The sequence below is a fragment of the Mesorhizobium sp. M7A.F.Ca.CA.002.05.1.1 genome (assembly GCF_003998335.1).
Classification (GTDB): domain Bacteria; phylum Pseudomonadota; class Alphaproteobacteria; order Rhizobiales; family Rhizobiaceae; genus Mesorhizobium.
Map to the genome: position 1 here is coordinate 1 of NZ_RZQI01001064.1, position 1,851 is coordinate 1,851.

4 protein-coding genes are annotated in these 1,851 nt (G+C 63.2%); 2 read left to right on the forward strand and 2 right to left on the reverse strand.

All coding sequences use genetic code 11. The features are described 5' to 3' along the window. The coding region (locus tag EN939_RS32460) for a YbfB/YjiJ family MFS transporter (protein ID WP_127271617.1) at window positions 1-137 on the reverse strand (137 nt) is incomplete at its 3' end. Between the two features lie 115 nt (window positions 138-252). Beyond that, window positions 253-474 (reverse strand): hypothetical protein, encoded by a 222-nt coding sequence (locus EN939_RS32465; RefSeq protein WP_127271618.1) that lies wholly within the window; start codon window positions 472-474, stop codon window positions 253-255. A gap of 94 nt (window positions 475-568) precedes the next feature. Here EN939_RS32465 and EN939_RS32470 point away from each other — a divergent pair, with 94 nt between their 5' ends. Together EN939_RS32470 and EN939_RS32475 are read left to right on the forward strand one after the other, a co-directional pair. Further along, the gene (locus tag EN939_RS32470) at window positions 569-1,561 is read left to right on the forward strand and encodes a LysR substrate-binding domain-containing protein (protein WP_127271620.1); all 993 of its coding nucleotides are present in this window, start codon (window positions 569-571) and stop codon (window positions 1,559-1,561) included. Beyond that, the coding region (locus tag EN939_RS32475; RefSeq protein ID WP_164751432.1) for an aminopeptidase at window positions 1,558-1,851 on the forward strand (294 nt) is incomplete at its 3' end. The genes EN939_RS32470 and EN939_RS32475, both read left to right, overlap by 4 nt.

Sequence of the window (1,851 nt, forward strand, 5' to 3'; positions counted from 1 at the left end):
GCCGGCGACAGATGCAGTTCCTGCATCATGCCGGGCAGGATCGGCGTGTAGACGAAACGGCCGATGCCCATGGCAATCGCCATGGCAATCATGCCGGCGAAGGCGAAACGCAGCGCTGTCGAGGTGGCCGATGTCATTGCACTGCACAATAAGTGCAGGGATCGCTGAAACAATCGCCATCTGTTGGGCCAGTGCGTGCGCGGGACGCGGTGCTCGCCTCGACTTTCCCCAAGCCGAACGCTTCGCGCCTGCTCAGCAGCGACCGCCGGCGCGTAGCGGAGCCGTTTCGTGCACTGTCCGCCGTGCCGTCAGCCTGAACGGCACATCGCCCAGTTCGCGCTCCGACATGGTGTTCAGCACCGGATGCGAAAGCGGATCGATCAGCCATCTCTGCGCCTCGCCGTCCGGGCGCGGCTCATACGGCCTGCTCGCAGTGAAAAAGACCTTCAGCGACGACGACAAAATCCCTAACATTTCCGGCTCCACAGGTCTGTCTCTCCCGACAAAATCTGCCGTTTCGATATGCCTATCAATTGAGATTTCAGCCGGATCAGTTTAGAAAAACTCAATGGCCATGCTCAACCGCGTCCATCTCAACGGCCTCCGCGCCGTCGAAACCGTTGCCCGTCTCGGATCGCTGGCGGCGGCGGCCGGTGAGCTCAACGTTTCCGTCAGCGCCGTCAGCCAGCAGATCAGCCGTACCGAAAAACAGCTCGGCCAGGCGCTGTTCGAGCGAACGGCGAGCGGTCTGGTGCTGACCGAATTCGGCGCCGTCTTCGCGGCCCGCCTCGGTGCTGGATTTCGTGAGCTTTCCCAGGCCGTGGCCCTGGCCGACGAGGCTACGCAATGCACATTGGTGGTTTCGGTGGCGCCGGCCTTTGCCTCGAAGTGGCTGTTGCCCAGACTATCTCGCCACTTCGACCGGCATCCCAAAGTGCTGCTGCGCATCGACGCTTCGGTGCGGCTGGCCAATCTCGATCACTCGGACATCGACATCGCCATCCGGCTCGGCGACGGCAAATGGCCGGGCGGACGCACGGAACTGCTCTTGGCGCAGGAAGTCTTCCCGGTCTGCGCGCCGGCGATCGCCCAAAAACTGAAGTCGATCGAGGATCTTGCCCAGACCTGCGCGATCACCGACGAGCGGGCAATGATCAACTGGGAAAGCTGGTTCGAGACAGCAGGCGTTCCGCCTGTCACCTTCCTCAAGGGTGCGCGTTTCACCGACCCGATGCTGTGCCTGGAATCGGCGATTGCCGGCCATGGCGTGATGCTGGGCTGGCAATTGCTTGCCGCGGATGCGCTGACCGACGGGCGGCTGGTGGCGCCTTTCGGAATCCGCGCCCAGAGCGGGCTCGGCTATTGGCTGGTGACCTCGTCCGTCAAGGCGGAAAGCCGCAAGGTCCGTGATTTCAAGGTCTGGATCAGGGAAGAGATCGAGGCAACCATGGCGCGGTTCGGGTCCGTAAACCCAGAACCCGCCGGCGCGATCGCGGTGGAAAGGACGGAGGCACCGAGCTATGTAGAGTCGGACATCAAACTACGACAGGCAGGATCATGACCACACATTCGCGCGGCGTTTCCGCATCGATCGACCCGGTGAAGCTCGACAGGCTGGCGGAAGTCGCCATCAAGGTCGGACTGCAATTGCAGCCGGGGCAGGATCTGGTGCTGACTTCGTCGATCGCGGCACTGCCGTTGACCAGGCGGATCGTCGAGCACGCCTACAAGGCCGGCGCCGGGCTGGTGACGCCGATCTTCAACGACGACGAGATGACGCTGGCCCGCTACCGCTTCGGCGCCGATGCGAGCTTCGACCGCGCCGCCGGCTGGCTCTATGAAGGCATGGCG

Coding starts and splice junctions, on each gene's coding strand:
- EN939_RS32470 (WP_127271620.1), top strand. CDS start 569: ATGGCCATGCTCAACCGCGTCCATCTCAACGGCCTCCGCGCCGTCGAA.
- EN939_RS32465 (WP_127271618.1), bottom strand. CDS start 474: ATGTTAGGGATTTTGTCGTCGTCGCTGAAGGTCTTTTTCACTGCGAGC.